The 4,041-nt window shown below is 56.1% G+C and carries 5 protein-coding genes and 1 pseudogene; 4 read left to right on the plus strand and 2 right to left on the minus strand.

Annotated elements, in window-relative coordinates; all coding sequences use genetic code 11:
• From RTK01_RS16060 to RTK01_RS16075, 4 genes and pseudogenes are all read left to right on the plus strand, one after another.
• A pseudogene (locus tag RTK01_RS16060) lies at positions 1 to 331 on the plus strand (branched-chain amino acid ABC transporter permease); the annotation flags it as partial.
• The gene (locus RTK01_RS16065; RefSeq protein ID WP_312281939.1) at positions 328 to 1,266 is read left to right on the plus strand and encodes an ABC transporter ATP-binding protein; all 939 of its coding nucleotides are present in this window, start codon (positions 328 to 330) and stop codon (positions 1,264 to 1,266) included. The pseudogene RTK01_RS16060 and the gene RTK01_RS16065, both read left to right, overlap by 4 nt.
• The gene (locus RTK01_RS16070) at positions 1,259 to 1,972 is read left to right on the plus strand and encodes an ABC transporter ATP-binding protein (protein ID WP_312281940.1); all 714 of its coding nucleotides are present in this window, start codon (positions 1,259 to 1,261) and stop codon (positions 1,970 to 1,972) included. Before RTK01_RS16065 ends, RTK01_RS16070 begins: the two co-directional genes overlap by 8 nt.
• 143 nt (positions 1,973 to 2,115) lie before the next feature.
• Positions 2,116 to 2,628: a hypothetical protein gene (locus tag RTK01_RS16075; RefSeq protein WP_312281941.1), complete on the plus strand. Its 513-nt coding sequence runs from the start codon at positions 2,116 to 2,118 to the stop codon at positions 2,626 to 2,628.
• 111 nt (positions 2,629 to 2,739) lie between these two features.
• Here RTK01_RS16075 and RTK01_RS16080 read toward each other — a convergent pair whose 3' ends face one another.
• Both RTK01_RS16080 and RTK01_RS16085 read right to left on the minus strand, forming a co-directional pair.
• Entirely contained in the window at positions 2,740 to 3,498 is a 759-nt protein-coding gene (locus RTK01_RS16080) for a FadR/GntR family transcriptional regulator (RefSeq protein WP_294855867.1), read from the minus strand.
• A 77-nt stretch (positions 3,499 to 3,575) separates the two neighbouring features.
• Positions 3,576 to 4,041, minus strand: a 466-nt coding sequence (locus tag RTK01_RS16085) for an NAD-binding protein (protein WP_312281942.1), incomplete at its 5' end; no start/stop codon positions are given.

A 4,041-nucleotide genomic window follows, 5' to 3' on the forward strand; every position in this document is an offset into this window, starting at 1 on the left:
GATTGCCGTGGTTGTGGTGTTGGGCCTGTTGCGGCTGAAGCGCAGCGGCAGAAAGCTCATCTCCCGCTCCGGGGGACGGATCGCGGTGGCCTGGGGGCCGGTGCTGGGGCTTGCGCTGGCGCTGCTGGCGATGGCTGGAAACATTGGGTTCCTGATGAGTCCCGGCTTGAAGCTGCCGTTGCTGCGCTCAGGCTTTCGCATGGTGGTGTTCTCCGTGGTCATCATGATTGTGGTGCTGTTTTTCCGGAAGGGCATCATGGGTGATCAGGAGCTGTGGGACTTGAGAAAGAAAAGACGCTCCGCAAAAGCAAAGGCAGGTGCGGGTAAATGAGAGAGAATGTACTGCGCGTGGAAAATGCCACCATGCAGTTCGGCGGCGTGGTGGCCGTGGACAATTTAAATCTGGAAATTAACAAGGGAGAGATCGTCTCCCTCATCGGACCCAACGGCGCGGGAAAGACCACCGCGTTCAACGTCATCACCGGGGTATACGCCCCCAGTAATGGGCTGGTGGAGTTTTGCGGGGAAACCATCGTGCGCAACCACCCTCAGGGAAAGATGAAAAAGCTTTACAAGGGGCAGAACTCGGAGCTGTATACCGCCGCGTTTCGCCTTTCTGGTACGGGAGCGACGCCGGAGGAGTGGGACGCCATAAAGGAGTCAGAGCGGGAACGCGACCCCGCGGCCTTTACCGACAAGGTTTTGGCGCCAACCCCGGACCGTATCACCAAGTTGGGCATGGCCCGGACTTTTCAGAACATTCGGCTTTGGAAATCTCAGACGGTGTTTGACAATATTTTGATTGCGAAACACCTGCGGCGCACCTCCAATTTGCTTTCTGCCACCTTCCGGATGAATCGGCGGGAGGAGGAGGCCCAGCGGGCCGACGTGGAGCGGTTGCTGGACATCGTGGGCCTTAGTGGGCTGCGGGACGAGCTGGCAACCTCTCTGCCCTATGGCAAGCAGCGTCGGCTGGAAATTGCCCGGGCGCTGGCAACCGAGCCGAAGCTGCTGCTGCTGGATGAACCGGCGGCCGGCATGAACCCTCAGGAGACAAACGATTTGACGGAGTTCATCAGCCGTATTCGCTCCGAGCTGGGGCTGACGGTGTTCCTCATCGAGCACCATATGGATTTAGTCATGGATATTTCCGACCGCATTTACGTGCTGGACTTCGGCGGACTGATTGCCAAGGGCACCCCGGCCAGCATTCAGAACGACCAGCGCGTGATCGACGCGTATCTGGGGGTGGCGGAAGATGCTTAAAATCGACAATCTGAAGGTATCCTACGGCGGCATTCAGGCGCTGCGGGGCATTTCTATGGAGGTTCCCGACGGGAAAATCGTCACTTTGATCGGCGCCAACGGCGCTGGAAAGTCCACCACTCTGCGGACCATCACCGGCCTTGTAAAGGCTGATTCCGGCTCTATCCGGTGGAACGATGCCGAGCTGACGGGCCGGAACATCGACCAGATTATCAGCAGCGGCATTGCCCTGTCCCCAGAGGGACGACGGGTTTTTGCGGATTTAACGGTGCTGGAAAACCTGAAAATCGGGGCGTATCTGCGCAGGGATAAGGCGGAGATCGAAAAGGATTTGAGCTGGGTCTACGAGCTGTTTCCCCGGTTGCAGGAGCGCTCCTGGCAGTTGGCGGGGACTTTGTCTGGCGGCGAGCAGCAGATGCTGGCCGTGGGACGGGCGCTGATGAGCCGACCCAAGCTGATGATGATGGACGAACCCTCGCTGGGGCTTGCTCCGCTAGTGGTGCAGGATATTTTCAAAATCATTCAGGAGATTAACCGTCAGGGCGTCACGATTCTGCTCATTGAGCAGAATGCCAATATGGCCCTGAAAATTGCGGATTTGGCCTATGTGCTGGAAACCGGCAACATTACCCTTTCCGGCACCGGCGCAGAGCTGCTGGTGAATGAAAAGGTGAAGGAAGCCTATCTGGGCAAGCGGAAAGACTGAGAAAAAGGGGAGCCTTCTGGCTCCCCTTTTGTAACTTTTTGCGGACGGAGTCCGTCAATATAAAAGAAGCAACCGCTTCGAAGCACCGCAACGAAAAAAACAACGAGAAGCCCCTGTGGGGCCAATACAAGGAGGAACCATCCATGAAGAAAAATCTGCTGCTTGCCGCCGCCCTTTGTCTGGCGCTGGCCCTGTCTGCCTGCGGACAGAATCCGCCCGCCGCTGGCTCATCCGGCTCGTCCGCCGCCGTATCCTCGGGAGCCGCGTCATCCGAAACGTCGGGCGACCCGGCATCCCAGCCCGGCAGAGATGACCACACCGTTTTAATCATGGAGGTGGAGGGCCAGTCCGAGGAGGTCCCCGCCACGCTGTATAAAGGAGAGGGCTACTCCATTTACATTCCCGATGAAGGATGGGTAAAGACCTCTGAGGACCTGCCCAAGGGAGCCGTGGATCAGTGGGTCTCCGCGAATAATCCCGAGGTGACGCTGACGGTCTGCGGCAGCGAAACGGACGGACAGTGGGTGGAGAGCCAGAAGGTTGGTGTTCCGGAGTCTGGCGTATACGCGGTCTACATGGCCTATCCCGACGAGGCGGCGGAGGGCTTTGGCGCCCGCTTGCCGGTGATTGCAGAAACCTTCCTGGTGGCCGAATAAACGAGAAGCCCGGCGAGACGCACTGCGTCCCGCCGGGCTTCTCAATACAATAAAATTTAAGGCCATCGCCGCAAATTGTGTGCTGCTGCCTCAAAGCGAAATTCTACCCGCTTACTGCGGGGCGCCATTTAAGGAGTCTTCCTCCTTGAAGGTCATATACCAATACTGGTAACTCCACTCTACACGCTCGTAAAGCTCGTCCAGCCGATTTCCGGAGAGCTTTTCCATAATATTTCTGTGACTTTCCGAAAAATAGGCCACCGCATCATGCTGCAAAATGGTTTCGATGGTTTTGTATAGAAAGTCCTCGGTAATCTTGACAATGCTGTCATAAAGCGTAATGACGGCCACATTTCCGGTGGCGGCTGCCAACTCCTGGTGAAATGCAATGTCCTTCTTGGCAATCACTGCGATATCATTTTCCCCCAAGGACAGATATTCTTCCAAATCGTCCTGAATCGCACCGAGACGATCCCATGTCTCCTGCGGCAGCTTTGTATAAAAAAGCTGCTGCAATATTCCGTTATCAAGGAGTTTTCGGAGATCCACAAGCTCGTGATGAGCGCTTTCCTTTTGCAGGATAATTCCATACAGCATCGGGTTCAAAATGTTGGGGGAGAACCCGTCGCAGACATAAGTGCCGTCTGCCCTGCGGACCTCCAGAATGCCGTAGGCCACCAAGGTCCTGACGGCCTCCCGCACGGTATTGCGGCCCACACCGAAGGATTTTCCCAAATCCGATTCTGTCGGGATTTTCATTCCGGGCTTCAGTTCTCCACTCATAATGGCGCTGGTTAAGCGTGAAACCACCCGGTCTACCACGGATTTCGCCTGGATAGGGGCAAGATACTCGCCGGTCACTTCTCTCATCAGACTCTTCCTCAATTTCAAGGTTTGTTTCTTTGTGCAAGCCACATATTCAAGTACCAATTGCGGAATGCCGGGGGTCATTCCCCGTCCTTCCCCACAGTAACCTGCATTTTATCCTCATAGTAACGGACAAGCGCCGCCTGATCTTCATTAACGTAACCGTTATCGTTCATCCAATCCATCACTTGCAGCACCACATCGGTCAGAGGCAAGTCCACACCCATTTTGTGGGCATAATGCTTGGCGTTTAAGATGTCCTTTCGGTGAACGGCAATACGGGCCCCGGGCTCAAAATCCCGATGAAGGACCTTCGGCACCTTGTTATCGTACAAGGGGCCTCCGGCAAAACCGCCACGGGTCGCGTTAAAGGTGGTCTGCAAATCGATGCCCGCTTTTGCGGCAAAGGCGTACCCCTCTGCAATGGCGACCAGAATCGCGCCGCCCACCATGTTGTTGACCAGCTTTGTGGTATCGCCGCTGCCGGGGCCGCCGGTGTACACCGGGGTTCCCATACAATCCAGCACGGGCTTTATTTGCTCGAAT

The sequence above is a fragment of the Oscillibacter sp. genome, assembly GCF_031978065.1.
GTDB lineage: Bacteria > Bacillota > Clostridia > Oscillospirales > Oscillospiraceae > Oscillibacter.

Excerpts from the sequence above, each read along its gene's own strand:
- RTK01_RS16075 (WP_312281941.1), top strand. The coding sequence starts at position 2,116 with ATGAAGAAAAATCTGCTGCTTGCCGCCGCCCTTTGTCTGGCGCTGGCC.
- RTK01_RS16070 (WP_312281940.1), top strand. The coding sequence starts at position 1,259 with ATGCTTAAAATCGACAATCTGAAGGTATCCTACGGCGGCATTCAGGCG.
- RTK01_RS16065 (WP_312281939.1), top strand. The coding sequence starts at position 328 with ATGAGAGAGAATGTACTGCGCGTGGAAAATGCCACCATGCAGTTCGGC.
- RTK01_RS16080 (WP_294855867.1), bottom strand. The coding sequence starts at position 3,498 with ATGAGAGAAGTGACCGGCGAGTATCTTGCCCCTATCCAGGCGAAATCC.